This is a genomic window from Methylobacterium organophilum (genome assembly GCF_022179465.1).
Taxonomy (GTDB): domain Bacteria; phylum Pseudomonadota; class Alphaproteobacteria; order Rhizobiales; family Beijerinckiaceae; genus Methylobacterium; species Methylobacterium organophilum.
In genome coordinates this window covers 42555-68849 of record NZ_BPQV01000006.1, presented here as the reverse complement: position 1 = coordinate 68849, position 26295 = coordinate 42555, and the positions used below count along the sequence as shown (strand labels likewise).

Sequence of the window (26295 nt, the reverse complement as noted above, 5' to 3'; positions counted from 1 at the left end):
GCCTCACGGGCCGGCGCCCGCCTCCCCCAAGGTGCATGCGTGGCGCCCACGATCTCGCCGATCCCCGACCCCGAGCCCGCGAGCACCAAGACGCGGGTGAGCGCCCGCGGGCGCCTGCGGACCTATTTCCTCACCGGCATCATCGTGGCGGGTCCGCTCGCCATCACCGCCTACCTGACCTGGTGGGTGATCGCGCTGATCGACGGCTGGGTGAAGCCCCTGGTGCCGGCGAGCTACCTGCCGGACCATTACCTGCCCTTCTCGATCCCCGGCCTCGGCCTGGTCATCGCCTTCGTGGCGGTGACGCTGCTCGGCTTCCTCACCGCCAACCTGGTCGGCCGCTCGGTGGTGGAGTTCGGCGAGGTGCTCCTCGCCCGCACGCCGGTGATCTCCGGGCTCTATCGCGGCCTGCGCCAGATCTTCGAGACGCTGTTCTCGGCCAACGGCACCTCGTTCCGCACGGTCGGCCTGGTCGAGTTCCCCGTGAAGGGCACCTGGTCGGTGGTCTTCCTCTCGGCCCCAGCGGCGAGCGAGGTGCAGGGGGCGCTGGAGGAGCGCGAGAAGGCGGGGCACGATTATGTCGGCGTGTTCCTGCCCTGCGCGCCCAACCCGACCACGGGCTTCTTCTTCTACCTGCCCCGCTCCGAGATCATCGAGGTCGGCATCAGCGTGGACGACGCGGCCAAGCTGGTGATGTCGGCCGGCGTCATCCAGCCCGAGGACCCGCAGGCCCGCCTCAACGCCATGGCCGCCTCCCTGCGGGCGGCCCAGTCCGGGGCGCCCCCGGACATGGAAAAGGCGCGCCGGGAGCCAGCGCGCCAGGAGTCCTGAACCGATCGGCCCGAGGGCCGGCGTCAGTGGTGGACGAGCGAGGCCTTCTCCACGGCGATCGTCGGCGGAGTGGCTTCGGCCACCTGCCCGCTCGCGGGCTGGCCGACGGGGCTGCGCCAGTCGGTGGCGACCTGCGCCGTCAGAAGCAGAGCCAGCACGGCGCAGAGCGCGTTGGCGGCGAGCCAGAAGCGGCGGGACGAGAGCTTGACCGCCTGAAGCAACGCTTCCGACGAGGTCTCCTCGCGCCGCTCCTCGCGGTCCGAGATCGGGAGAAGCCAGGGCTCGCTGGGGAGCGCCTGAGCGCCGCCCATCTCGTGCGCGCCCGGCAGGGTCTGGAACAGTCCGGCCGACATAGCCTTCCTCCTGGATTCCTGTGGCGCCCCGATGATCGAGGCCTTTCGTTCATCTTCAGTTAAGGGAGGTTTTGGGCCAATTCAAGGAATTTCAGGCTGGCAAAGTTCCGCGAGGGCGGCCCGGAACCTCATCCAAGAGATGAGGGTATGTCGACAAGTCGTTGAATTCGATCGAAAAAAGAATTCGTGACGGATTCGTGTCCGTGTCGCCGCTGCGGCGATCGGTGCGCCTTCGCACCCGCCATCCTTCCTGAAGCGAAGCTGAACGACTCCGCCAATCCGAACGGACCTGAACGGACCTGAACACGTCCGCCGGCCGCTCCGCGCGGCGGATCCAGCCGTCGCTCAGCCCGCCCCGATCAGCCGGATCGCCGCGTCCCGCTCGAACAGGTAGAGCAGCACCCGCAGGGCCTCGCCCCGCGGCGAGGTCAGCCCGGGATCGCGCTCCACGATCAGCCGGGCATCGTCCCGCGCCGCCTCCAGGAGGTCGCCGTCGCTCTCGAGCCGGGCGAGGCGGAAGGCCGCCAGGCCGGATTGGCGGGTGCCCAGCACCTCGCCCTCCCCGCGCAGGCGCAAATCGGCCTCGGCGATGCGGAAGCCGTCCTCGCTCTCGCGCATCATTTCGAGCCGGGCCTTGGCGACCTGGCCGAGGGGGCCGCGATAGAGCAGCAGGCAGGAGGAGGATTTCGAGCCCCGGCCGACCCGCCCGCGCAGCTGGTGGAGCTGGGCGAGGCCGAAGCGCTCGGCATGCTCGATCACCATGATCGTCGCCTCCGGCACGTCGACGCCGACCTCGACCACGGTGGTGGAGACGAGCACCCTGGTCGCGCCGGCGGCGAAGCGCTCCATGGCCGCGTCCTTCTCCGGCCCCGGCATCTTGCCGTGGATCAGGCCGACCGCCTCCCCGAAATGCGCCTTCAGGTCCTCGAACCGCTCGGCGGCCGCGGCGAGGTCCACGAACTCGGATTCGGCCACCAGGGGGCAGATCCAGTAGACCCGGTCCCCCGCGGCCAGCGCCCGGTGCAGTCCCTCCACCACCTCGTCGATGCGCTCGGTGGGGATGGTGAGGGTCTTGATCGGCTGGCGCCCGGCCGGCTTCTCGTCGAGCACCGAGACGTCCATGTCGCCGAAGCAGGTCAGGGCCAGGGTGCGCGGGATCGGCGTCGCGGTCATCACCAGGATGTCGACCGCCTGGCCCTTGGCGCCGAGCGCCAGGCGCTGGTGGACGCCGAAGCGGTGCTGCTCGTCGACCACGGCGAGGCCGAGGTCGCGGAAGGCCACCGCCTCCTGGAACAGGGCGTGGGTGCCGACCACGATGTCGATGTGGCCGGCGGCGAGGTCGGCGAGCGTCGCCCGGCGCTCGGCCGCCTTGTCCCGGCCGGTGAGCAGCCGCAGGCGCAGGGAGCCGGCGAGCGGGGCCAGCCGCTCGAAATGCTGCCGGGCCAGGATCTCGGTGGGCGCCATCAGCGCCGCCTGCCGCCCGGCCTCGACCGCATGCGCCATGGCGAGCAGCGCCACCGCCGTCTTGCCCGAGCCGACATCGCCCTGGAGCAGGCGCAGCATCCGCCGCTCCGAGGCCATGTCGGCGCGGATCTCGGCGACGGCCCGCCGCTGCGCGCCGGTCAGCGCGAAGGGCAGGGCCGCCTCGATCCGGTCGCGCAGGGCGCCGTCCCCGGCATTGGAGCGGCCGGGCTTGCGCCGCTGGCGCGCCCGCATCAGGGCGAGCGCCAGCTGCGAGGCGAGCAGTTCGTCATAGGCCAGCCGGCGCCGGGCCGGCGTCTGCGGGGCCTCCTCCCCCTCCTTCGGGGCGGGGGGCGCCTCCTCGGGATGGTGCTCGGCCTTCAACGCCTCGGCGAAGGCGGGGAAGCGGTTGCGCTGCAGCCAGGCCGGGTCCTGCCATTCCGGCAGGACGGGGAGCTTGTCGAGGGCGGCATGGGCGATCTTGCCGATCATGCGCGAGGTCAGCCCCTCGGTCGCGCCGTAGACCGGCTCCACCGCCGGCAGGGCCGCGAGCCCCTCCGCATCGACCACGCGGGCGGGATGGACCATCTGCCGGTGCCCGTCCCAGAGCTCGATCCGGCCGGAGACGTAGCGATGGGCCCCGAGCGGCAGCATCTTCTCCACCCGCTGGCGCGGCATGCCGAAGAAGACCAGGGTCACGTCGCCGGTCTCATCCTCGACGAGCACCCGGAACGGCCGCTTGCCGGCGCCGGGCATCGGCGGGCGATGGGCCGCCACGGTCACGCCGATCGTGACCGGCTCGCCGACCGGCGCGTCGCGGACCGAGCCCGAGAGCGGCCGCGCCACCCCGCGCTGGGGCAGGTGGAACAGCAGGTCGGCCACCCGGGCCGGGCGTTCCTCGCTGCCGAGCAGCCGCTCGATCAGCGGCGCGATCTTCGGCCCGACCCCGGGCAGGCCGCGGGCGGGGGCGAAGAGCGCGTCGAGGATGCTGGGGCGCAGGCGGGGTGTCTCGTCGGTCATCGGGGGAGGGGCGGCCTGTCCTGTCATGATGCCCTGCCCCGGTTTCCATCCGGTAGCGCTGCGGCATGAGGTTGCAAGCCCGGCCTGTGGAATGCCGGCGGCGTGCATCGGTCCCCGCCCTGTCCTATGCTCCGGGTCCCGCTCGGGATCACGGTGTCCAAGGAGTCCGGGATCCAAGGATCACGGTCTCCCCGGATCCCTGGATCCCGCCTCGTCCGTCCGGCCCGTCCCAGGTCTCTCCCATGTCCGGCACCACCCGCTCCAGCGCCGATCTCGATCCCCGCCGCCGCCGCACCCTGTTCCGGGCCTGGCACCGGGGCATCCGCGAGATGGACCTGATCATGGGCCGCTTCGCCGATGCGGCGATCGGCGACTTCTCCGAGGACGAGCTCGCGGATTTCGAGGCCCTGATCGAGGTGCCCGACCGCGACCTCTTCACTTGGCTCACCGGCGAGGCCGAGGTCCCGGGCAATTACGACACCACGGTCTACCGCCGCCTCAAGGCCTTCCACCGGCACGACGCGCCGATCCATTCCTGAGCGCCCTCCCCGTCCGCGCGCGGCAGAGCCGCGGGGGGCGGGCGCCGTCAGGGCGGCCCCTCCCCGCCCAGGGCGTCCAGTTCCGTCCGGATGAAGGCGGCCTCGGCCGCGGTGCCGGCGAGGGCGATCGCCCGGTCGAAGCTGATCCGCGCCTCCGCCCGCCGGTCGAGCTGCTTGAGGAAGGCGCCCCGCGCCCCGTGGAAGTAGAAATAGCCGGACAGGCTCTCGGCCAGGGGCTCGATCAGGGCCAGCGCCTCCCCCGGCCCCCGCGCCTTGGAGACGGCGACCGCCCGGTTCAGGGTCACCACGGGGGAGGGCTGCATCCGCTCCAGGCTGGCATAGAGGTGGTCGATCTGCACCCAGTCGGTGTCGCAGGCCCGCTTCGCCCGGGCATGGAGCGCGGCCACCGCCGCCTGGATCTGGTAGGGGCCGGGGGCGTTGTGGCGCATCGCCTTGTCGAGCAGGGCGAGCCCCTCCCCGATCATCCCCGCATCCCAGGCGGCGCGGTCCTGATCCTCCAGGAGCACGGCCGCCCCCTCCGCATCGAACCGCGCGGCGGCGCGGGCATGCTGGAGCAGCATCAGGGCGGTGAGCCCCATGATCTCGGGCTCGGCCAGGAACAGCCTGAGCAACAGCCGGGCGAGCCGGATCGCCTCGTCACAGAGCGGCGCGCGGGCGCCCACCGCTTCGAAGCCGGCCGAATAGCCCTCGTTGAAGACGAGGTAGAGCATGGCGGCGACCCCCGCGAGGCGCCGCGCCCGCTCCGGGGCGCCCGGGGCCTCGAAGGGCAGGTCGGAGCGCCCCACCCGCCCCTTCGCCCGGGTGATGCGCTGCTCCATGGCGGCCTCGCTCACCAGGAAGGCGCGGGCGATCTGCGTCACCGAGAGGCCGGAGACGACGCGCAGGGCCAGCGCGATCTGCTGGGTGCGGGGCAGGTCCGGATGGCAGCAGACGAAGAGCAGCCGCAGGATGTCGTCGCGATACTGCGCCCCGTCGAGACGCTCGGCGATGTCCGCCTCCGCGTCGCCGAGATCGGAGAGGGCGGCCTCGTCGGGCAGGGCTTCCTGCCGGGCGCGGCGGCGCAGGGCGTCGACCCCGGCATTGCGCCCGACCAGGATCAGCCAGGCGGCCTGGTCCCGGGGCGGCCCGTTGCGCGGCCAATGGGCGAGGGCCCGCAGGCAGGCCTCCTGAAAGGCCTCTTCCGCGGTGTCGAGATCGCGGAAATAGCGCAGCAGCGCCGCCAGGGCGGTCGGCCGGGCCGCCCGCAGGGCCTGGTCGATCCAGGCGAGGGCGTTGGGGCTCATGAGGTGGCCGCGCCGACCGGGCTAGGGGCGCCGGGGGCGAAATGCGCCACGGGCCGGATCTCGTAGGAGCCGCCGGGATTGGCCTGGCCCAGCTCCCGGGCGATCGACAGGGCCTCCTCGAGATCGGTGCATTCGAGGAGGTAGAAGCCGAGGAGCTGCTCCTTGGTCTCGGCGAAGGGGCCGTCGACGACGAGCGGCGGCTCCCGGTCCTTGCGCAGGGTGGTCGCCGCGGTGGTCGGCATCAGCCGCGCGACGGGGCCGAGCTTGCCCGCGCGCGCGAGCCGTTCCTGCACCACGGCGAGCTTTGCCATCACCGCCGCGTCCTCCTCCTGGCTCCAGGCGCAGACGACCTCTTCCGAGTGGTAGCAGAGCAGGGCGTAGAGCATCGGCCGGTTCCCGTGTTTGCGGCGAGGACGGGCGAGCCTAGCGCGTGCCGACAGACGGCGCGCGAAAAAGGCGGCCCGGCCCCCTCCCCCCCCCGATGCGTCCCCGCGAACCGCAAGGTCCCCGAAACGCATGGTCGCTGAAACGCATGGTCGCTGAAACGCTTGGCCACCTTGAGCGTTGGCGCAGGCTTGGAAAACAACCGGACGGGGAGGATCCATGTCGACGCCGGAGCTGAAGGCGCCGCGGCCGCCGGAGCTGCTGTCCCCGTGGCGCACGGAGGCCCGGGTCGCCCTGCAGCAGGAGGCCCGCGCCTTCGCCCGCGAGGTGGTGCTGCCCCTCGCCGACGCGCTCGACCCGCAGAAGGGCGAGATGCCCCGCACCCTCATCGACGCCATGGCGGAGAAGGGCTGGTTCGGCATCACCATCCCCGCCGACTATGGCGGGATGGGGCTCGGCGTGTTCGAGTATTGCCTGGTCTCGGAAGAGCTCGCCCGGGCCTGGCTCTCCGTCGGCTCCATCCTCGCCCGCGGCCAGGGGCTCGGCACGCAGACCCTGGACGACGACCGGCGCCGGGCGCTTCTGGCGAAATCCGCGAGGGGCCAGTGGATCGGCTCGATCGCGCTCTCCGAGCCCACCGCCGGTTCGGACCTCGCCGGCGTGCGGACCAGGGCCGTGCGCGAGGGCGACGCATGGGTGCTCACCGGCACCAAGCGCTGGGCGGGCTTCGCGCAGGGCGCCGACTTCATCGAGGTCCTGGCCCGCACCCGCGAGCCGAAGCCGGGCGAGCCCCGCTCGGCGGGCCTGGAGCCCTTCCTCGTGGTCAAGGAGCCCGGCCGCTTCCCCGAGGGCATGACCGGCACGGTCATCGACAAGATCGGCTATCACGGCTTCCTCACCTTCGAGCTCGAACTCGACGGGGTGCGCGTGCCCGAGAGCGACCGGCTCACCGGGCTCTACGGCGACGAGGGGGCGGATGCGGATGCCGGCGGCTTCGCCTCGGTGCAGCGGGGCCTCAACATCGCCCGCGTCCACACCGCGGCCCGCGCCGTCGGCGTCGCCCGGGCGGCCCTGGAGGATTGCACGCTCTACCTGCAGGAGCGGGAGCAGTTCGGCCACCCGATCGGCGACTTCCAGGCCCTGCGCTTCGCCCTCGCCGACATGGCCGCGGAGGTGGCGCAGGCCCGCGCCTATTGGCAGCAGGTCGCCCATCTCCTCGACCAGGGCGAACCCGCCGAGAGCGAATCGGCCCAGGTGAAGCTGCTCGCCACGGAGATGGCGGTGCGGGTGACCAACCAGGCGATGCAGCTCCACGGCGGCAACGGCTACACCACCGAGCGCCGGATCGAGCGCTACTGGCGCGACGCCCGCCTCACCACGATCTTCGAGGGCACCAGCGAGATCCAGCGCCGCATCATCAGCGACCGGATGCTGCCGCGGCCGTGAGGGCGCGCGCCCTCACTCCACGGTGACGGATTTCGCCAGGTTGCGGGGCTGGTCGACGTCTTTCCCCATGAAGACGGCGGTGTGGTAGGCGATGAGCTGCACCGGCACGGCGTAGACGATCGGCGCCACCACGGGGTCGATCTCGGGCATGGTCAGGGTGGCCAGCGTGTCGAGCCCGGCCTTGGCCGCGCCCTGGGCGTCGCCCACCAGGATGATCTTGCCGCCGCGGGCGGCGACCTCCTGCATGTTCGAGACCGTCTTCTCGAAGATCGCGTCGTGGGGGGCGATCACGATCACCGGCACGCTCTCGTCGATGAGCGCGATCGGGCCGTGCTTGAGTTCGCCCGCCGCATAACCTTCCGCGTGGATGTAGCTGATTTCCTTGAGCTTCAGGGCGCCTTCGAGCGCCATCGGATAGCTGGTGCCGCGCCCCAGATAGAGCACGTCCCGGGCCTTCGCGATCTCGCGGGACAGGGCCTCGACCGCGGGCTCGAGCGTGACCGATTCCGCCATCAGCCCCGGCACGGTGATGAGGGCGTCGACCAGCGCCCGCTCGCGGGCGGCGTCGATCGTGCCCCGGGCCCGGGCGGCGGCGAGCGCCAGGCAGAGCAGCACGGTGAGCTGGCAGGAGAAGGCCTTGGTGGAGGCCACACCGATCTCGGGGCCGGCCAGCGTCGGCACCACGGCGGAGGCCTCCCGGGCGATGGTCGAGGTCGGTACGTTGACCACCGCCAGGGTGTGCTGGCCCTGCGCCTTGGCGTAGCGCAGCGAGGCCAGGGTGTCGGCGGTCTCGCCCGATTGCGAGATGACCAGGGTCAGGCCGCCTTTCTCCAGGGGCGGCTCGCGGTAGCGGGTCTCGGAGGCCACGTCGATCTCGACGGGCAGCCGCGCCAGGGTCTCGAACCAGTATTTGGCGACGAGGCCGGCGTAATAGGCGGTGCCGCAGGCGGTGATCGAGAGGCGCGACAGGTTCGCGAAGTCGAAGGGCAGCGCCTGGGGCAGGGCGACCCGGCCGTTGGCCAGATCGACGTAATGGGCGAGCGTGCGCCCGACCACCTCCGGCTGCTCGTGGATCTCCTTGGCCATGAAGTGGCGGTGGTTGCCCTTGTCGACCAGGAAGGCCTGGGACACGATCTTCTGCCGGGGCCGGGCCACCACCTGGCCCGAGAGGTCGCGGATCTCGGCCCCGTCGCGGGTCAGGATCGCCCAGTCGCCCTCGTCGAGATAGGTGATCTCGTCGGTGAAGGGGGCCAGCGCCAGGGCGTCCGAGCCGAGATAGGTCTCCCCCGGCCCGAAGCCGATGGCGAGCGGTGCGCCGTGGCGGGCGCCGATCAGGAAGTCCGCCTCCCCCGCGAACAGGAAGCCGAGGGCGAAGGCGCCGCGCAGGCGCGGCAGCACCGCCTCCACCGCCGCGACCGGCCCGAGCCCCTGCCCCATGGCGTGGCTGACGAGCTGGGCCACCACCTCGGTGTCGGTCTCGGTCTCGAAGCGCACGCCCTGCGCCTCCAGCTCGCCCTTCAGCTCGCGGAAATTCTCGATGATGCCGTTATGGACCACGGCCAGCCGCTCGGTGGCATGGGGATGCGCGTTGGTCTCGTTGGGCCGGCCATGGGTGGCCCAGCGGGTATGCCCGATGCCGATGGCGCCCTTCAGCGGGGCCTGGATCAGCTTGAGCTGGAGGTTCGAGAGCTTGCCCTCCGCCCGCCGCCGCTCCAGCCGCCCGGCTTCGAGGGTGGCGATGCCGGCGGAATCGTAACCCCGGTATTCGAGGCGGCGCAGGGCCTCGACCACCTGGTCGGCCACGCTGTCCCGCCCGACGATCCCGACGATTCCGCACATGGCGTGCCCCTCGAAAGCCCCAGATTGCGGCCTTCCGTCCCGTTCCGGAACAGGGCCGGCCGCCCGCCGCTCCCCCGCGCAAGGACCGTACCTTGAGCGTGCCGCGAAGCCGGGGGTTGTACCGGATCGCGGCCCCGCAAAGCCAGCCCGGCCGCCGCGGCGTTTCGCGAAGCCGGGGCGGCCTTCGGATGCGAGATGAGGATCGTTCCGCAGACCTTTGATAAATCTTACGGAAGAGGGAGCCTGCGCGCCGCCGCGGCTCAGCCCTTCGCGGCCTTCGCCTTGGCGGCGCGCAGGCTCGCCATGCGCCGGGCGCCCGCGCCGGGAAGCGTGGTCTGGCGGCCGCGGGCCACGGCGAGGGCGCCGTCGGCCACGTCGCTGGTGATGACCGAGCCCGCCCCGATCAGGGCGCCGGCCCCGACCGTGACGGGGGCGACGAGGGCCGAGTTCGAGCCGATGAAGGCCCCCGCCCCGATCACCGTGCGGTGCTTGCTCACCCCGTCGTAATTGCAGGTGATGGTGCCCGCGCCGATATTGGCGCCCGCCCCCACCTCGGAATCGCCGAGATAGGTGAGATGCGCGGCCTTGGCGCCCGCCTGCAGCACCGCGTTCTTGATCTCGACGAAGTTGCCGAGATGCACGCCCGCCTTCAGCACGGCGCCCCCGCGCAGGCGCACATGCGGGCCGATATCGACCCCCTCCTCCAGGCGGGCATCGTGCAGATGGGAGAAGGCGCGGATGGTGCAGCCGTCGCCGATCACCACGCCGGGGCCGAACACGCAATGTGGCTCCACCACCACGTCGCGGCCGAGCACCGTGTCGGCACTCAGGAAGACCGTTTCGGGAGCGACCAGGGTGGCGCCGCCGAGCTGGGCCGCCCGGCGCAGGCGCGCCTGGATCGCGGCCTCCGCCACGGAGAGCTGGACGCGGTCGTTGACGCCCTGCGCCTCCGCTTCGTCCACCGGCACCACGACCACGGGGAGCCCCTCCGCGACGGCGAGCGCCACGGCGTCGGTGAGGTAGTACTCGCCCGCCGCGTTGTCGTTGCCGATCCGGGTGAGCAGGGACAGGGCATGGGCGCCGGAGAGCGCCATCAGCCCGGCATTGCTCAGCCGCACCGCCCGCTCCGCCTCCGAAGCGTCCTTCTCCTCGCGGATCGCGGTGACGCGGCCGTCCCGGGTGAGCACCCGCCCGTAGCCCTTGGGGTCGGCGGCCTCGAAAGCGAGCACGGCGATGCCGGCGCCCCGGGTCAGGGGCGCCCGCAGCCGGGCGAAGGTCTCCGGGGTGACGAGGGGGGTGTCGCCGAAGGCGACGATCACGTCCGCCGCCTGCCCCTCCAGGGCCTCGCGGGCGGCGAGCACGGCATGGGCGGTGCCGAGCCGCTCGGCCTGCGGATGGACGCTGGCGCCCGGGGCCATCGCCGCGACCTCCCGGGCGACCGCCTCCTGGCCCGGCTCCACCACGACGGCGACCCGGGCGGCGCCCGCCTCCTGGACCGCGGCGAGCACGTGGCCGAGCAGGCTGCGCCCGGCGATGGCGTGGAGCACCTTCGGCAGGGCAGAGCGCATCCGCGTGCCCTTGCCAGCGGCGAGCACCACCGCGGTGAAGCCGCGCCCGGCCGTGTCCTCTACGCGCCCCGTCATCCGCCCGATCCGTCCTGCAGCCCTTTCCAGGCCCTCCGGCAGCGTTTAGCCGATCGTGCCGCATCCGCGAAACCGGCGGCCGGCGCGCCCGCAGCGATGACACTTTGCAGGCCGCGGTGATGACAAAAAAGCAACCTTAACCTGGGGTTCAGGCGTTCCCGTGATACGTCTTGCACCGCAACCAACTCTGGAACCTTTCGACGAGGGCATGACGCTTCCGCTCGACCGCCGCCAGGATGCCCCGCACCCGGCCCCGCGCCCCAGTTCCGGCGCCTTCCGCCGTCGCGACCTCCTCGCCGGTGCCGCCGTCGCGGCCGGCGCCGCCCTGCTGCCCGGCGCCGCGGCGGAGGCGGAGGGCTTCGCCCTGCCCGCCGCCGGCACGCCCTTCACCGACACGACCCTGCGCGACCTCGCCCGCACGCTGGCGGGGCAGGCCTTCGCCAAGCCCAATGCCGACGATTTGCCCGAAGGGCTCAAGACCCTGAGCCGCGAGCAATATGCGGGCATCCGCGCCGCCCCCAACACGGCGATCTGGCACGACGCGGAGCTCGGCTTCGCCCTGGAGCCCCTGCATCGCGGCTTCGTCTACACCGACAAGGTCGCGCTCTATCTCATCGAGGACGGGACCCTGCGCCCCGTCGCCTATACCCGCGAGCGCTTCGAGGCCGCGGGCGTCACCCTGCCCGAGCCGGGCAAGCAGGATCCGGGCTTCTCCGGCTTCAAGGTGAAGGCGCGGTTCGGCACGGCCGAGCTCTCCGACTTCGCGGTGTTCCAGGGGGCCTCGTTCTTCCGGCTGCTCGCCCGCGGGCAGGGCTTCGGCATCAATGCGCGGGCCCTCGCCCTGCGCCCGGCCGACAGCCGCGGCGAGGAGTTTCCCCGCTGGCGGGCCTTCTTCATCGAGAAGCCGGTCGTGGGCGGCCCCCTGATCGTGCACGCGCTGATCGATTCCGAATCGGCGGCCGGGGCCCTGCGCCTGACCCTGCGGCCGGGCGAGGCCTCCCTCGCCGATATCGAGGGCACCATCGTCACCCGGGCCGAGATCGACCATCTCGGGCTCGCCGGCATGCAGGCGAGCTACCTGTTCGGGCCGCATGACAGCCGCGGCACGGACGACGCCCGGGCCGGCGCCTATGCCGCCGGCGGCCTGCAGATCCGCAACGGCGGCGGCGAGGCGATCTGGCGCCCGGTCCACAACCCGCAATCCCTGCAGATCTCCTCCTTCCTCGATTCCGAGCCCAAGGGCTTCGGCCTGATGCAGCGCGCCCGCGACTACGCCGCCTTCCAGGACGACGTGCAGCACTGGGAATGGCGGCCTTCGCTCTGGATCGAGCCCCTCGGGGCCTCCGGCGTCGACGGGCTCTGGGGCGAGGGCGCGGTGACGCTTCTCGAGATCCCGAGCGATTCCGAGCTCAACGAGAACATCCTCGCCTATTGGCGGCCCAAGGCGAAGGTGCCCGCCAAGCGCGAGGCGAGCTTCAGCTACCGCCAGACCTGGTGCTGGCGGCTCGCCGATCCCCTCCCCGTCGCCGCGGTGACGGGCACCCGCAGCGGCCGCGGCTCGACGGAGGCGCGCCGGCTCTTCCTGGTCGACTTTTCCGGCGACGCCCTGTTCTCCGGTCCCGGTGGGCAGATGCCCGATCTGGAGACGGTGCTGCTCGCCAGCCCCGGCAAGATCGTGCGCCAGACGCTCTATCCCTATCCCGAGCGCCGCACCGTGCGCGTCGCCTTCGAGATGGAGCCGTCCGGGGCGCCGGCCTGCGAATTGCGCCTCGCCCTGAAGACGGCCGGGCGCCAGATCACCGAGACCTGGCTCTACCGCTGGACGCCCTGACCCGACACGCGCCGACCCACCCGCCGCCTCCCCTGCCCTCACCGCCGGATCGCCGATGGCCGAAACCCTGACCCTCGACGCCGCGGTCACCGACCGCCCCGTTTCCGAGCCCGCCCCGGCCCGCGCCTTCCCCCCGGCGATGCCGGACGAGGCCCCGCTCGCCATGCCGGTGCAGGATCTCGCGCGCTGGGACGGGAGCGGCGCCCACCGGCCCGCCCGCCCGCCGCGCTCCCCCGTCGCGGCGCGCCTCTTCGTCTTCGGCGGGGCCGGGCTGCTGACCGTCTACGGCGCCCTGCAGATGTACGAGGTGATCTCGGTCTCGGGGGGCGCCACCGCCCTGCAGTACCTGCTGCTCGTGCTCTTCACCCTCAACTTCTCCTGGATCGCGCTGGCCTTCACGGGGGCGATCCTCGGCTTCCTCGCGCTCCTGCGCCGGCCGAAGGAGGCGCCCGCGGCGGCGGCGCTGACGACCCGCACCGCGGTGATCATGCCAGTCTACAACGAGGCCACCGCGCGCACCTTCGCCGCCGTGCAGGCGATGCGCGAGGCGGTGGAGGCCACGGGCCAGGGGGCGGCCTTCGACTGGTTCGTGCTCTCCGATTCCACCCAGCCCGAGGCCTGGATCGCCGAGGAGCGGGCCTTCCTCGCCCTGCGCGGGGCGATCGGCCCCGGGGCGCGGCTCTATTATCGCCACCGCCCGAAGAACCATCACCGCAAGGCGGGCAATATCGGCGACTTCGTCACCCGCTGGGGGGGCGCCTACGACCACATGCTGGTCCTCGACGCCGACAGCCTGCTCTCGGGCGCGTGCATCGTGACCCTGGCCGCGGCCATGGAGGCGGATCCGGATGCGGGCATCATCCAGAGCCTGCCGCTCATCATCAACCGCAACACCCTGTTCGCCCGGGTCCAGCAATTCGCCGCCCGCATCTACGGGCCGGTCATCGCCACGGGGCTGGCGATCTGGTCGGGCCGGGACGGCAATTACTGGGGCCACAACGCCATCATCCGCACGCGGGCCTTCGCCGAGGCCTGCGGCCTGCCCGACCTGAAGGGCCGCCCTCCCTTCGGCGGCCACGTGCTCAGCCACGATTTCGTGGAGGCGGCCCTGATCCGCCGGGCCGGCTGGGCGGTGTACATGCTGCCCCGGCTCCCGGGCTCCTACGAGGAGAGCCCGCCCTCGCTGATCGACCTCGCCGTGCGCGACCGGCGCTGGGCGCAGGGCAACCTGCAGCATTCCCGCATCATCGGCGCGGCCGGGCTGGCCCTGGCCTCCCGCCAGCACTTCGCCACCGGCATCGCCGGCTACCTCGCCTCCCCGCTCTGGCTGGCCCAGCTCGTCATCGGTATCGCCCTCGTCCTGCAGACGGCCTGGGTGCGGCCCGAATACTTCTCCGCCGAGTTCGGCCTCTACCCGGTCTTCCCCCGGTTCGACCCCGTGCGCGCGCTCCAGCTGTTCGGGCTCACCATGGGCATCCTGCTCGCGCCGAAGGGCCTCGGCCTGGTGCTCGCCCTCGCCGACGGCCCCACGCGCCGGGCCTGCGGCGGGGCGGGGCGGCTCATCCTCTCCTTCGCGATCGAGATCCTGCTCTCGGCCCTGATCGCGCCCATCGCCATGCTGATCCAGTCGGGCTCGGTCTTCCAGATCCTGGCCGGCCGCGACACCGGCTGGAACCCGCAGCGGCGCGACGACGGCTCGATCCCCTTCTCGGCCATCGTCGCCCGCCACCGCTGGCACACCATCCTCGGCCTGGTGACGGGGGTGGCGGCCTTCGCCATCGCCACCTCGCTGTTCCTCTGGATGTCGCCCACCATCCTCGGCCTCGTCCTGGCGATCCCGCTCTCCTGGGCGAGCGGCCAGCTCGCCTGGGGCCTCGCCCTCAAGCGCCGGGGCCTGCTGATGACGCCGGAGGAGCGCGACCCGCCCGCCATCGCCACGCGGGCCGGGGAGCTCGCCGCCCGCAACGCCGAGGCCGGGCTCGACGACGCCGATCCCCTCGTCGCCCTCCATGCCGACCCGGCGCTCGCCGCGGACCACGCCGCCATGCTGCCGCCTTCCCCGAGCCGGCCCCGCGGGGCGATCGATCCCGACCGGGCGCTCGCCCAGGCCAAGGTGGTGGAGGCGGAGACCATCGGCGAGGCCAGCGCCTGGCTGCAGCCGAAGGAGCGCATGGCGCTGCTCCACGACCGCGCCCTGCTCGACCGGCTCCAGCGCCTGCGCCCGGCCTGAGGCCAGGGGCCTGAGACTGATGGGCTGAGGCTCACGGGGCCGGGTCCGCCCGCCCCTCCTTCAGCGCCTGCCGCAGGGCCTCGCGCAACGCCCCCTCGATCAGGAGGGCGGAGCCGTAATGGAACTCGATGTCGAAGGCGTGCCGCGAATTCATGGAGAGCGAGGCGCTCTGCATGGCGACGAGCCGCCCGGCCTCGTCGAACAGCCCCGAGCCCGAGCCGCCGTAGCCGTCGTTGCAATCGTGCCGGGCGCGGCGGGTGCCCCCCTCCGTCGGCGGGTCGATCCGCCGGATCGCGCAGGCCTCGAGGCTGCTCGGGCCGCGATAGTTCTCGTGGCCGCCGGGGGAGACCATGGTCACGGGGAGCGTGATGTCCCCCACCGGCAGGTCGGGGGGCGCCTCGGGCAGCGGCTGGTGCGGGGCCTGGGCCGGCTGGGCGAGCCTGAGCAGCGCCCAGTCGTCGGTGATGTGCAGGCGCTGGGCGTCCCGGGCCGCGCCGAGGCGCAGGCTCTCGGCCACGAAATCGTAGTTGCGGCCGTCGATCTGGAAGTAGCAATCGGCCACCGAGCGGGTCGTCTCCAGCTGCCGGTTCCGGAAATTGTGCGCGTTGAGCATGACCAGGGAGGGGGCGCCGATCAGCCAGGCCGCCGCCGCCTTCTGCGGCACGCCGTCCGGCCGGCGGCACCAGAGCACGCCGGCCCCGGGGAAGCGGGCGCGGTCGCTGCCGGTGAGGTCGCGCCGGCCGTCGCGGGGATAGAGGGCGCCGGTCTCGCCGACGTCCCGCGCGCCCGCGGCGCAGAGCGCGAGCGCCAACCCCGCCGCCAGGCCATGCCAGCCTCGCGCCATCACTGCTCCTCCCGATGTCTCGGGCCGCTGCGCGCCCGTTGCGCCTAGTGGTGCGCCGGGCCTTCGTCGCGGTCAAGCCGGAGGGATACGAGAAGATCGCCAATTTAGAAATGCCACATCTTCCCAGCAAGAAATGTCTGACCGGGTAAAGACATCTCCTTCAATCAACGCCTAGAAACGATAGGCGACGGGGTGCTAATAAGTCTTTCATAAGACAGAGTTTATCTAAGATTGTTCTTAGATTTTCTGCTCGGTCGAGGAATGGACTTCGTGGCGAACCCTGAACCTCAGAGGGAATAGCTCAAGAGGTACCGCGAGGCCGAAAGGCGTGGCGGTCAAGCGAGGAGACGCAGGATGAGCAGGTTTGTGACATCGGTCTCGGCATTGGCGATGCTGGCGCTCGCGCCCGCCGCGCTGTCGAGCGTGGCCTACGCCAATGACAAGCTCGTCGAGCTCTCGAAGAGCGACGACAACTGGGTCATGCCCGGCAAGAACTACGACTCGAACAACTACAGCGAGCTCAAGCAGGTCAACAAGAGCAACGTGAAGCAGCTCCGGCCGGCCTGGACCTTCTCCACCGGCCTGCTCAACGGCCACGAGGGCGCTCCGCTGGTCGTGGACGGCAAGATGTACGTCCACACCTCGTTCCCGAACAACACCTTCGCCCTCGACCTCGACGATCCGGGCCACATCCTGTGGCAGGACAAGCCGAAGCAGAACCCGGCCGCCCGCGCGGTCGCCTGCTGCGACCTCGTCAATCGCGGCCTCGCCTACTGGCCGGGCGACGGCAAGACCCCGGCCCTGATCCTCAAGACCCAGCTCGACGGCCACGTCGTGGCGCTCAACGCCGAGACCGGCGAGACCGTGTGGAAGGTCGAGAATTCCGACATCAAGGTCGGCTCGACGCTCACCATCGCCCCCTACGTCGTCAAGGACAAGGTCATCATCGGCTCCTCGGGCGCCGAGCTCGGCGTGCGCGGCTACCTGACCGCCTACGACGTGAAGACCGGCGGCCAGGTCTGGCGCGCCTACGCCACCGGCCCGGACAAGGACCTGCTGCTGGCCGACGACTTCAACGTCAAGAACGCCCATTACGGCCAGAAGGGCCTGGGCACCGCGACCTGGGAGGGCGACGCCTGGAAGATCGGCGGCGGCACCAACTGGGGCTGGTACGCCTACGATCCGGGCACGAACCTGATCTATTTCGGCACCGGCAACCCGGCGCCGTGGAACGAGACCATGCGTCCCGGCGACAACAAGTGGACGATGACGATCTTCGGCCGCGACGCCGACACCGGCGAGGCCAAGTTCGGCTACCAGAAGACCCCGCACGACGAGTGGGACTATGCCGGCGTCAACGTCATGATGCTCTCCGAGCAGAAGGACAAGGACGGCAAGACCCGCAAGCTGCTGACCCATCCGGACCGCAACGGCATCGTCTACACCCTCGACCGCACCGACGGCGCGCTGGTCTCGGCCAACAAGCTCGACGACACGGTCAACGTGTTCAAGACGGTCGACCTGAAGACCGGCCAGCCGGTGCGCGATCCGGAATACGGCACCCGGATGGACCACCTCGCCAAGGACGTCTGCCCCTCCGCGATGGGCTACCACAACCAGGGCCACGATTCGTACGATCCGAAGCGTGAGCTCTTCTTCATGGGCATCAACCACATCTGCATGGATTGGGAGCCCTTCATGCTGCCCTACCGGGCGGGTCAGTTCTTCGTGGGCGCCACGCTGAACATGTATCCGGGCCCGAAGGGCGACCGTCAGAACTACGAAGGTCTCGGCCAGATCAAGGCGTACAACGCGATCACCGGCAGCTATAAGTGGGAGAAGATGGAGCGCTTCGCGGTGTGGGGCGGAACCCTCGCCACCGCCGGCGACCTGGTCTTCTACGGCACGCTCGACGGCTACCTGAAGGCGCGCGACTCCGACACGGGCGACCTCCTCTGGAAGTTCAAGATCCCGTCGGGCGCCATCGGCTATCCGATGACCTACACCCACAAGGGCACGCAGTACGTCGCCATCTATTACGGCGTCGGCGGCTGGCCGGGCGTGGGCCTGGTGTTCGACCTCGCCGACCCGACCGCCGGTCTCGGCGCGGTGGGCGCCTTCAAGAAGCTCGCCAACTACACCCAGCAGGGTGGCGGCGTGATCGTCTTCTCCCTCGACGGCAAGGGTCCCTACGACGACCCGAATGTCGGCGAGTGGAAGTCGGCCTCCAAGTAAGGACCAACGCGCCGGCCTCTCCCTCCTCCGGAGGGGGAGGCCTCGCCTGCCCCGCGCGAGAGAAGCCGAGACGGGCACGCCATGCCCGGGCCCCGCGCCAAGACCGAAGAAATCCCAGAGGAAACCCGAGATGTCGCTCGTCAACGGACGCCGCCGCGCGGCCGCCTCGGCCGCTGCCCTGACCGCCCTGGCCTGCCTGTGGGCGCCGGCGGCCTGGTCCCAGGAGCCGAAGGCCGCCGAGAATGCCCAGGGGACGAAGGCCGATCCGGGCCGCCTGCGCATCTGTGCCGCCGAGCAGCCGCCGCTCTCGCTCAAGGACGGTTCCGGCCTCGAGAACCGCATCGCCACCGCCGTGGCCGAGGCCATGGGCCGCAAGCCGGACTTCGTCTGGCTGGGCAAGCCCGCGATCTACCTCGTCCGGGACGGGCTGGAGAAGAAGGCCTGCGACGTCGTGGTCGGGCTCGATTCCGACGACCCGCGGGTGCTCACCACCAGGCCCTATTACCGCTCCGGCTACGTCTTCCTCACCCGCGCCGACAAGGACCTCGACGTGAAGTCCTGGGCCGATCCGCGCCTCAAGCAGGTCGACCACATGGTGGTCGGCTTCGGCACCCCCGGCGAGGCGATGCTCAAGGATATCGGGCGCTACGAGGAGGACATGGCCTACCTCTACTCGCTCGTGAACTTCCGGGCCCCGCGCAACCAGTACACCCAGATCGATCCGGCCCGGATGGTGAGCGAGGTGGTGGGCGGCAAGGCCGACGTCGCCGTGGCCTTCGCCCCCGACGTCGCCCGCTACGTGCGGGATTCGTCCACGCCCCTGCGCATGACGCCGGTGCCCGACGACACCACCCGCAGCGACGGCCAGAAGATGCCGCAGAGCTTCGACCAGTCCATGGGCGTGCGCCGGGACGACACCGCGCTCAAGGCCGAGCTCGACGCGGCCCTCGCCAAGGCCAAGCCCCGCATCGACGCGATCCTGAAGCAGGAGGGCGTGCCGGTGCTCGCCGCCTCCAACTGAAATACCGGCCGGATCCGATGCCGTGATGAGGAAGACGAACAGCACGATGACGAAGAAGAAAATGAACGCGACCGCCCTCGCCGCCCTGCTCGGCGCGGGGTTCGCCGCGGTGAGCCTGCCCGCGCGGGCCCAGCCGCAATCGGCGCCGCAGACGGGCGTCGTGTTCCGCAACACGGTGACCGGCGAGCAGCTCGACGTGTCCCAGGGCAAGGAAGGCGGTCGCGACACCCCGGCGGTGAAGAAGTTCTTCGAGACCGGCGTGAACAGCTACATCGACGACAAGTCCTGCCTGCGGAACGGCGAGAGTCTGTTCGCCACCTCCTGCTCGGGCTGTCACGGCCATCTCGCGGAGGGCAAGCTCGGCCCGGGCCTCAACGACAATTACTGGACCTATCCGAGCAACACCCAGGATACCGGCCTGTTCTCGACGATCTTCGGCGGCGCCAACGGCATGATGGGCCCGCACAACGAGAACCTGACCCCCGACGAGATGCTGCAGGTCATCAGCTGGATCCGGCATCTCTACACCGGGCCGGTGCAGGACGCCGTCTGGCTCAATGACGAGCAGAAGAAGAACTACAAGCCCTACAAGCAGGGCGAGGTCATCCCGAAGGACGCCCAGGGCCAGTGCAAGCCGCTGGAGGAGTGATCCGCCGGGGAAGGGGTCGTGCCCTCCTGGGCGCGGTCAAGGGGCGGAGGAACCGCTCGCGCAATCGAGAGACGGAGAGGAAACCATGAAGACCTATCTGCTTGCCGCCGCGGCCCTCGCCGGTGCCGTGATCGCCCTTCCCGCCGCCGCCTATGACGGCACCAAGTGCAAGGCCGCCGGCAATTGCTGGGAGCCCAAGCCCGGCTTCCCGGAGAAGATCGCCGGCTCGAAGTACGATCCCAAGCACGACCCCAAGGAGCTGAACAAGCAGTCCGAGTCCATCAAGGCGATGGAAGAGCGCAACAAGAAGCGCGTCGAGGCTTTCAAGAAGAACGGCAAGTTCGAATACGACGTGAACAAGATCTCGTCGAACTAAGCTCGGCCCTCCCCCCTTCCCGGGGGAGGGGCTCCGCGGAGGCGGGGCGGGAGAGGGGAGCGAGCGCCCCGAACGCGGCGCCCGCCCTCGACGCGATGCGGGCACCCGACGCCGGGCGCCCCTCTCCCGGACCCCCTTCGGGGCCGCCCTCCCCCCTCGGGGCGAGGGACAGCGCGGCGCCGTGGTTGCGCTCGCGCCCTCAACGAGACCCATCATTGCAAGGCCCGTCCGGCGAATGAACACCCTGCGCCCCGGCGACGCGATGCTCACCGACTGGCGGCAGGCCGCCGCGCGCTTCGAGGGCGCGATCGCCAAGGCGGTGGTCGGCCAGGAGAAGGCGATCCGCCTCGTCACCATCGCGATCTTCGCCCGCGGGCACGCCATGCTCGAAGGCGATGTCGGCGTCGGCAAGACCACCCTGCTGCGGGCGGTGGCCCGGGGGCTGGGGGGCGCCTACGAGCGCGTCGAGGGCACCGTCGACATGATGCCGACGGACCTCATCTACCACACCTTTCTCGGCGAGGACGGGCGCCCGCGGGTCGAGCCCGGCCCGGTGCTGCGCCGATCGGAGGACCTGTCGGTCTTCTTCTTCAACGAGATCAACCGGGCCCGGCCCCAGGTCCACGCCCTGCTCCTGCGCCTGATGGCCGAGCGCAGCGTCACCGCCTTCAACCGCGAATACCGTTTCCCCCATCTCCAGGTCTTCGCCGACCGCAACCGCGTCGAGCGCGAGGAGACCTTCGAGCTGCCGGCGGCCGCCCGCGACCGCTTCCTGATGGAGATCGGCATGGAGGCGCCCCGGGACGCGCAGGCCCGCCGCGCCCTCGTGTTCGATCCGCGCTTCCACGACACCGACCGGCTGATCGGGGCGGTCGAGGCCGGGGTGCTCGACCATGCGCGCATCGGCGCCATCGCCAGCGCGATCCAGCACGCGGTCCGGGCGGAGCCGGCCATCGAGGCTTACGTCGGCGGCCTCTGGGACGCGCTGGTCCGCCCCGGAGCCGCGGGCATCCGCCTCTCGGGCATCGACATGGACCGCTTGATCCAGGGCGGAGCCTCCCCCCGCGGCGTCGCCTTCCTCGTCCGCGCCGCCCGCGTCCGCGCCTGGCTGGAGGGCCGGGACTGGCTGGTGCCGGAGGATGTCCGCGCCGTCTTCCCCGAGGTGATGGCCCACCGCGTCTTCCTGGAGCCGGTCTACGAGATGCGGCGCTCGGCCATCGTGCCCGAGCTCATCCGGGCGGTGTTCGAGACGGTGCCCGCCCCGTGAGCGCGGAGGAGGACGGGGCCGACATCGTCTATCTGCCGCGCTGGCGGCCCGGCGGCCAGAGGATCGGCGCCCATCGGGGGCGCGATGCCGGGGGGCTCGGCACCTTCCGCGATCAGGTGCCCTTCCTGCGCCTGCCGGATGCCCGGCGCATCGACCTGCGCGCCTCCCTGCGGGACCCGTTCGAGGGCGTGTTCGTGCGCCGCTTCGAGGCGCGCAACCCCGTCGAGACCTATGCCCTGGTCGACCTCTCCGCCTCGATGCGCTTCCGCGGCCGCGCCGACCGCCTCGGCCTCGCCGCCGCGCTCTGCGCCGGGCTCGCCCGTTCCGCCACCCGCATCGGCGACGGCTTTGGCCTGATCGGCTGCGACGGCGCCCTGCGGGAGGACCTGTTCCTGCCCGCTACCCGCCACCGTGCGGCGGCCCTCGCCGCGGCCGGCCGGATCGGGGCCGCGCGCTGCGCCGGGTCGAGCGCGGAGGGCCTGCTGGAGGCGGCCCGGCGCTTGGCCGGGCGGCCGAAGCTGATCTTCCTCGTCTCGGATTTCCGCTGGCCGCAGGCGCTGATCGGGCAGGTCTTCGCCGCGCTGGCGCTGCACGACGTGACGCCGGTCTTGCTCGCCGATGCGGCCGAGGACACGGCGCTGCCGGCCTTCGGCCTCGTCGAGCTCGAGGATCTCGAGGGCGCCGGGCGCCGCCTCGTCTTCCTGCGGCCCTCCCTGCGCCGCCGCTGGCTCGCCCGGGAGGCGGACCGGATCGAGACCCTGCGCCGGCTCTGCGCTCCCTTCGCCCGCCCCCCCTTCCGCCTCGCCGACCGCTTCGACGCGGAGGCGCTGAGCCGGCACCTGATGGCGACGTGACGATGCGCGCCCTCCTCTCCGCCGCCCTGCTGCTCGCCCTCGCCGCCCTGCCCGCCGCCGCCCAGATCCGCGGCGTCGAGCTGCGCACGCCCCGCGCCTTCGGCTATTTCCTCGGCGACCTCGTCCCGGTCCAGGCCGAGATCCGCCTCGATCCGGGCTTCACCCTGCAGCGGCCCTCCCTGCCGAAGCCCGGCCCGGTCGCCTATTGGCTCGACCTGCGGGCGATCGCCGCCGACGAGCAGCGCGCGGCCGACGGCTCGACCCTGGTGCGCCTGCACCTGACCTATCAGACGTTCTACGCCGCCCTCGACACCCGCACCCTCGAGGTGCCGGGCTTCTCCGTCGCGGTGGAGAGCCGGGGATCGGACGGCCTCACCAGCGCCGTCGCCCCGATCCCGGGCTGGAAGCTCGGCGTCTCGGCCCTGCGCGAGGTGCAGCCGGAGCGCCACGACGACGCGGCCGAATACCTGCGCCCGGACGGCCGCACCCCGCGCCTCGACCCGCAGCCCGCGGCGGCGACCGCCCTGGGGCTGACCGCCCTCGCCGCCCTGGCCGGCCTCGTGCTCGCCCGGGACCGGGCCTGGTGGATCTTCGGGCGGCGACGCGGCCGGCCCTTCGCCCGTGCCCGCAAGGCCCTGCGCCAGGCCCGGCCCAGGGCGCAGGGCGAGGCCCTGTATCGCGAGGCTCTGCTCGCCCTGCATCGCGGCCTCGACGAGACCAACGGCGCGCGCCTGCTCGCCGACGACCTGCCGGGCTTCCTCGCCCGGCACCCGGCCTTCCGGGCGCAGGCCGCGGCCCTGGCGACGTTCTTCGCGGCGTCGCGCCTCGTCTTCTTCGGCCGCGAGACGGCGGCCGCGAGCCGCGCCCTGCCGCTGCCCGACATCGAGGCCCTGCTCGGACGGCTGTCCGCCATCGAGCGGAGCGCGTGAGCGCGATGGCCGCCCTCCTGCCCCCCCTCGGGGTCGTCACGCCCCTGTGGCTCTGGCTGCTGCCCCTCGCCCTGCTGCCGCTGGCGCTCTCCGCCAACCGCCGCATGGCGATCTCCGCGATCTCCGCCGCGCCCGAGGATCCGCTCTCCTCCGCCCTGCGCGCGGTGCTGACGCTGGCCGGCCTCCTCGCCATCGGCGGCCTGATCCTGGCGCTGTCCGGTCCCTACCGGGCGGGGGAGCGGGTGACCCGGATCGGCATCGGCGCCCAGATCTCGATGCTGATCGACCGCTCCGGCAGCATGAACGAGACCTTCGCCGGCCGTCAGCCCTCGGGCGCCGAGGAATCGAAGGCGATGGCCTCCCGGCGCATCCTCGGCGACTTCGTCGGGGACCGCGCCCACGATCAGTTCGCGGTCACGGCGTTCTCCACCGCGCCGATGCTCGTCGTGCCGATGACCGACCGGCACGAGGCCGTGCGCGCGGCCATCGCGGCGATCGACCGGCCGGGGCTCGACTACACCAACGTCGCCCGAGGCCTGGGGCTGGCCCTGGCGCAGTTCGGAGCGAACGCGCCGGGCGTGTCCCGCGCCCTCCTCCTCGTCTCGGACGGGGCGGCGGTGATCGACCCGCGCATCCAGGACCAGCTGCGGGCGCAGTTCGCCAAGGTCCGGCCGAACCTCTACTGGCTGTTCCTGCGCACCAAGGGCTCCCCCTCGATCTACGACAAGCCGGCGGGGGAGGACACGCCGCAGGCGGCGCCCGAGCGCCATCTCGACCTGTTCTTCAAGAGCCTCGGCATCCCCTATCGCGCCTTCGAGGCGGAGGGGGCGGAGGCGGTGGCGAACGCGGTCCGCCAGATCGAGGCGCTGGAGCGCGATCCCATCCCCTATACCGAGGAGCGGCCCCGCCGGGACCTCACCCCCTTCGCCTACGGCCTCTCCGCCTTCGGGCTCCTCCTCCTGGTGCTCGCCAAGCTCGCGGAGGCCGATCTCGTCCGCGCCGCGCCCGCCCGGGCCGCCGCGGCCCCGGCGCAGGACGCCCTCCCGCGGAGGCAAGCCGCATGACCGCCTCGACCCGCGCGCCCGCCCCCGGCCTGGGCGCCCGCCTCGGCGCGGAGATCCGCCGCGCTTGGCGCGCGGGCCGCCCGCACCTGCTCGTGCTGCTGCCGATCCTGCTTCTGGCCCTCGCCATCCTCTCCGCGCTCTCCGCCTGGAGCGCGGCGCGCACCAACGCGGCCATCGGCGCCCTGGAGGCGGGGCGGGAGGTCGCCGTCGCCCCCGATGCGCCCGGACCCCTCCTCGTCGCGCGGGTCAAGTTCCTGGCTCGGCGCGACCGGCTGGACGAGGCCGAGCCGCTTCTCGAAAGCCTCGACCGCAGGGGCAGCCCGGAGCAGGCCGCCCGCGCCCGCTACAGCGTCGCCAATGCCCGGATCCGGGAGGCCTTCCGGCTGATCGAGCGCAGCGAGCTCGACAAGGCCGGCCCCCAGGTGACCCTGGCCCGCCAGGATTACCGCCGGGCGCTCCAGGCCAAGCCCGATTTCTGGGACGCGAAGTTCAATTTCGACGTGGCCTCGCGCCTGATCCGCGACTTCCCCGAATTCGACCGCACCTTCGGCGACGAGATGAAGGCCGAGCCCAAGCAGATCTGGACGGACATCCCCGGCCAGCCGCGGGGTGGGCCATGACGCGACCGGGGAGCCTGCTCCGCGACCTGCCCCTCGCGCGCAATCTGTGCGACCGCCGCCTGCAGGCACTGGGGGCGGCCCTGCTGCTGACGCTGCTCGCGGCCTTCGTGCCGCCCCTGCCGCTCACGCGCTCCGGCGTCGCGGTGCTGGCCGTGGTCGACATCACCGGCAGCATGAACGTGCGCGACTATACGGAAGGTGGCAAGCCGGTGAGCCGCCTCGACACCGCCAAGGCCGCCCTGCGCCGGCTCGTGGCCGACCTGCCCTGCGGCTCGCGCCTCGCCCTGGGGCTGTTCACGGAGCGCCGGCCCTTCCTGCTGTTCACGCCCATCGAGGTCTGCGCCGATTTCGCGCCCCTGGACGGGGCCCTGGCCGCCCTCGACTGGCGCATGGCCTGGGAGGGCGACAGCCGCGTGGCGGCGGGCCTGCACCGGGCGGTCGCCATGGCGGGCGAGCTCGGCACGGATCTCCTCTTCGTCAGCGACGGGCAGGAGACGCCGCCCCCGCCCTCCACGGACCTGCCCCCCTTCGAGGGCAAGCCGGGCGCGGTGCGCGGCCTGATCGTCGGGGCGGGCGGCTACGCCTTGTCCCCGATCCCAAAATACAACGACCGCGGGCGCGAGACCGGCTTCTACGCCGAGACCGACGTGCAGCAGGAGAACCGCTTCGGGCCGCCGCCGGCGGATGCGGAATCCCGGGAGGGCTACAACCCGCGCAACGCCCCCTTCGGCGCCGCCGCGGCCCGGGGCACCGAGCATCTCTCCTCCGTGCGCGAGGCGCATCTGAAGGCCCTCGCGGCCCAGACCGGCCTTGCCTATGCGCATCTCGACGGCCCGGGCGGCCTCGCCGCGCCGCTCGCCGCCGCCGCGACCCCGCGCCCCCTGCCCGGCCGGCTCGACCTGCGCCCCTTCCTCGGCACCGCGGCCCTTGCCCTGGTCCTCGCCACCTTCCTCGCGGGGCCGCTGCGCGCGCTGCGGCCCGCCTCCCCCCTCACCGCAAGCAGGATGTGATCATGCGTTTCCCCTTCGTCGCGCTGTCCGCCTCGGCGCTCGCGCTGGTCGCGAGCGTGGCGCTCGCCCATGGCCCGACGCCGCAGAAGATCGTCCAGTCGGTCACGATCCAGGCGAAGCCGGAGGCCGTCTGGAAGGTGGTGGGCGACTTCGCGGGCATCGGCCGATGGCATCCGGACGTGGCCAAGGCCGAGGGCACCGGCGGCAACGGCGAAGGCGCGGTCCGCACCGTGACCCTCAAGAACGGCGGCGTCCTCACGGAGGGCCTCGACGAGTGGAAGGCGGAGGCGCGCACCTATTCCTACCGGATGTCCGATCCGGACCTGAAGGCGCTGCCCGTCTCCTCCTATTCCGCGACGATCACGGTCTCGCCCGAGGGTGACGGTGCCAAGGTCGAGTGGCTCGGCCGCTTCTACCGCGGCGACACCGGCAACGAGCCGCCGGAGGAGCTGAGCGACGAGGCCGGCCGCACGGCGATGAACGCGTATTTCGCCGACGGGCTCAAGGGCCTGAAGGCGGCGGTGGAGGGCAAGTAGGAGGCCCCT

The 26295-nt window shown here is 72.1% G+C and carries 23 protein-coding genes; 16 read left to right on the top strand and 7 right to left on the bottom strand.

Annotation, left to right across the window (positions count from 1 at the left end):
• Positions 1-39 precede the first annotated feature (39 nt).
• Entirely contained in the window at positions 40-831 is a 792-nt protein-coding gene (locus MFF21_RS11580) for a DUF502 domain-containing protein (protein ID WP_238311325.1), read from the top strand.
• A gap of 23 nt (positions 832-854) precedes the next feature.
• On the opposite strand, the gene MFF21_RS11575 is transcribed toward MFF21_RS11580, so the two are convergent.
• Positions 855-1184, bottom strand: coding sequence for a hypothetical protein (locus MFF21_RS11575; protein ID WP_238311324.1), 330 nt, complete (start codon positions 1182-1184; stop codon positions 855-857).
• Positions 1185-1529: 345 nt separating this feature from the next.
• On the bottom strand, positions 1530-3665 hold the full coding sequence (recG, locus tag MFF21_RS11570; protein ID WP_238311323.1) for an ATP-dependent DNA helicase RecG: 2136 nt from the start codon (positions 3663-3665) through the stop codon (positions 1530-1532).
• A 242-nt stretch (positions 3666-3907) separates the two neighbouring features.
• Here recG and MFF21_RS11565 point away from each other — a divergent pair, with 242 nt between their 5' ends.
• The gene (locus MFF21_RS11565; RefSeq protein ID WP_238311322.1) at positions 3908-4204 is read left to right on the top strand and encodes an FAD assembly factor SdhE; all 297 of its coding nucleotides are present in this window, start codon (positions 3908-3910) and stop codon (positions 4202-4204) included.
• 47 nt (positions 4205-4251) lie between these two features.
• On the opposite strand, the gene MFF21_RS11560 is transcribed toward MFF21_RS11565, so the two are convergent.
• Both MFF21_RS11560 and MFF21_RS11555 read right to left on the bottom strand, forming a co-directional pair.
• Positions 4252-5508 carry an RNA polymerase sigma factor gene (locus MFF21_RS11560; RefSeq protein ID WP_238311321.1) on the bottom strand — a complete coding sequence of 419 codons (1257 nt, stop codon included), beginning with the start codon at positions 5506-5508 and terminating at the stop codon, positions 4252-4254.
• A complete protein-coding gene (locus tag MFF21_RS11555) occupies positions 5505-5894 on the bottom strand; it encodes a YciI family protein (RefSeq protein WP_238311320.1) in 390 nt (129 codons plus the stop codon). The genes MFF21_RS11560 and MFF21_RS11555 overlap by 4 nt, the downstream gene beginning before the upstream one ends.
• Before the next feature lie 217 nt (positions 5895-6111).
• Here MFF21_RS11555 and MFF21_RS11550 point away from each other — a divergent pair, with 217 nt between their 5' ends.
• Positions 6112-7338, top strand: coding sequence for an acyl-CoA dehydrogenase family protein (locus tag MFF21_RS11550; RefSeq protein ID WP_238311319.1), 1227 nt, complete (start codon positions 6112-6114; stop codon positions 7336-7338).
• Between the two features lie 12 nt (positions 7339-7350).
• Here the strand turns inward: MFF21_RS11550 and glmS are convergent, their stop codons facing one another.
• Both glmS and glmU read right to left on the bottom strand, forming a co-directional pair.
• Positions 7351-9177: a glutamine--fructose-6-phosphate transaminase (isomerizing) gene (glmS, locus tag MFF21_RS11545; RefSeq protein WP_238311318.1), complete on the bottom strand. Its 1827-nt coding sequence runs from the start codon at positions 9175-9177 to the stop codon at positions 7351-7353.
• A gap of 260 nt (positions 9178-9437) precedes the next feature.
• Positions 9438-10820, bottom strand: a complete 1383-nt coding sequence (glmU, locus tag MFF21_RS11540) for a bifunctional UDP-N-acetylglucosamine diphosphorylase/glucosamine-1-phosphate N-acetyltransferase GlmU (protein WP_238311317.1) — start codon at positions 10818-10820, stop codon at positions 9438-9440.
• A gap of 208 nt (positions 10821-11028) precedes the next feature.
• Here glmU and MFF21_RS11535 point away from each other — a divergent pair, with 208 nt between their 5' ends.
• Together MFF21_RS11535 and mdoH are read left to right on the top strand one after the other, a co-directional pair.
• Entirely contained in the window at positions 11029-12651 is a 1623-nt protein-coding gene (locus tag MFF21_RS11535) for an OpgD/OpgG family glucan biosynthesis protein (RefSeq protein ID WP_238311316.1), read from the top strand.
• 55 nt (positions 12652-12706) lie between these two features.
• On the top strand, positions 12707-14881 hold the full coding sequence (mdoH, locus tag MFF21_RS11530; protein ID WP_238311315.1) for a glucans biosynthesis glucosyltransferase MdoH: 2175 nt from the start codon (positions 12707-12709) through the stop codon (positions 14879-14881).
• A 31-nt stretch (positions 14882-14912) separates the two neighbouring features.
• Here the strand turns inward: mdoH and MFF21_RS11525 are convergent, their stop codons facing one another.
• The gene (locus MFF21_RS11525) at positions 14913-15725 is read right to left on the bottom strand and encodes a S1 family peptidase (RefSeq protein ID WP_238311314.1); all 813 of its coding nucleotides are present in this window, start codon (positions 15723-15725) and stop codon (positions 14913-14915) included.
• A gap of 354 nt (positions 15726-16079) precedes the next feature.
• Here MFF21_RS11525 and MFF21_RS11520 point away from each other — a divergent pair, with 354 nt between their 5' ends.
• From MFF21_RS11520 to MFF21_RS11470, 11 genes are all read left to right on the top strand, one after another.
• Positions 16080-17960: a methanol/ethanol family PQQ-dependent dehydrogenase gene (locus MFF21_RS11520; RefSeq protein WP_238311313.1), complete on the top strand. Its 1881-nt coding sequence runs from the start codon at positions 16080-16082 to the stop codon at positions 17958-17960.
• A 130-nt stretch (positions 17961-18090) separates the two neighbouring features.
• Positions 18091-18981: a methanol oxidation system protein MoxJ gene (gene moxJ, locus MFF21_RS11515; protein ID WP_238311312.1), complete on the top strand. Its 891-nt coding sequence runs from the start codon at positions 18091-18093 to the stop codon at positions 18979-18981.
• A gap of 46 nt (positions 18982-19027) precedes the next feature.
• Positions 19028-19630, top strand: coding sequence for a cytochrome c(L), periplasmic (moxG, locus tag MFF21_RS11510; protein ID WP_238311311.1), 603 nt, complete (start codon positions 19028-19030; stop codon positions 19628-19630).
• Between the two features lie 85 nt (positions 19631-19715).
• Positions 19716-20006 carry a methanol dehydrogenase [cytochrome c] subunit gene (locus MFF21_RS11505; RefSeq protein ID WP_238311310.1) on the top strand — a complete coding sequence of 97 codons (291 nt, stop codon included), beginning with the start codon at positions 19716-19718 and terminating at the stop codon, positions 20004-20006.
• 235 nt (positions 20007-20241) lie between these two features.
• The gene (locus tag MFF21_RS11500) at positions 20242-21273 is read left to right on the top strand and encodes an AAA family ATPase (RefSeq protein ID WP_238311309.1); all 1032 of its coding nucleotides are present in this window, start codon (positions 20242-20244) and stop codon (positions 21271-21273) included.
• Positions 21270-22127 (top strand): DUF58 domain-containing protein, encoded by an 858-nt coding sequence (locus MFF21_RS11495; protein ID WP_238311308.1) that lies wholly within the window; start codon positions 21270-21272, stop codon positions 22125-22127. The genes MFF21_RS11500 and MFF21_RS11495 overlap by 4 nt, the downstream gene beginning before the upstream one ends.
• 2 nt (positions 22128-22129) lie before the next feature.
• Entirely contained in the window at positions 22130-23056 is a 927-nt protein-coding gene (locus MFF21_RS11490) for a nonribosomal peptide synthetase MxaA (RefSeq protein WP_238311307.1), read from the top strand.
• 5 nt (positions 23057-23061) lie between these two features.
• Positions 23062-24120 (top strand): vWA domain-containing protein, encoded by a 1059-nt coding sequence (locus MFF21_RS11485; protein WP_238311492.1) that lies wholly within the window; start codon positions 23062-23064, stop codon positions 24118-24120.
• Positions 24117-24740, top strand: coding sequence for an MxaK protein (locus MFF21_RS11480; RefSeq protein ID WP_238311306.1), 624 nt, complete (start codon positions 24117-24119; stop codon positions 24738-24740). Before MFF21_RS11485 ends, MFF21_RS11480 begins: the two co-directional genes overlap by 4 nt.
• Positions 24737-25750 (top strand): vWA domain-containing protein, encoded by a 1014-nt coding sequence (locus MFF21_RS11475; protein WP_238311305.1) that lies wholly within the window; start codon positions 24737-24739, stop codon positions 25748-25750. Before MFF21_RS11480 ends, MFF21_RS11475 begins: the two co-directional genes overlap by 4 nt.
• 2 nt (positions 25751-25752) lie before the next feature.
• Positions 25753-26286: an SRPBCC family protein gene (locus MFF21_RS11470; RefSeq protein WP_238311304.1), complete on the top strand. Its 534-nt coding sequence runs from the start codon at positions 25753-25755 to the stop codon at positions 26284-26286.
• The last annotated feature ends 9 nt before the right edge of the window (positions 26287-26295 follow it).